Origin of the sequence: Paraburkholderia sp. RL17-373-BIF-A (genome assembly GCF_046030175.1) — a bacterium.
Taxonomy (GTDB): Bacteria; Pseudomonadota; Gammaproteobacteria; order Burkholderiales; family Burkholderiaceae; genus Paraburkholderia.
Genome location: NZ_JARESO010000429.1, coordinates 1 through 449, shown reverse-complemented (window position 1 = coordinate 449; position 449 = coordinate 1). Strand labels below are relative to the sequence as shown.

At 56.3% G+C, this 449-nt stretch carries 1 pseudogene; it reads left to right on the top strand.

The features are described from left to right. A pseudogene (locus P0D80_RS51215) lies at nucleotides 1–283 on the top strand (hypothetical protein); the annotation flags it as partial. Nucleotides 284–449: the final 166 nt, after the last annotated feature.

Here is a 449-nt window from a genome sequence, read left to right as displayed (position 1 = left end):
CTCCAAAATGTTTGGCAGGGAGCACGATTCGCCGGAAGGGCTGCGTGTGCTGGCGGTGGCAATGCTCAATCATGCAGATGATCTGGATGCTGGCGTCAAAGGCTTCTCAAAAGCCGAGCTGGAGGATTACAAGGGGCGACTCCTTGGGAAGGGGAATAGCTTCACTTGCACAGCGATACTTTCCGGCACGCTCCAGCGGGCGCTGCAGGATCAGATGCAGAATAACAAACGGTTCGAGATGATCTATCACGCAGTCGTGCCTGCGAAGTGGAAGCAACACTGAGGACCTCACTGCCCTGCAATTATCGGGACGCTCCAATCTTGACAGAATCGGCTGGACGGCGACAAGCAGCACGGCTGGCTGCTATGTCAGCATCGCATCGAGGCACATTAGGTTCGATGTGGTGGTTTTGGTCGTGCCGGCCTTCTGCCCGCCGACATAGACGATG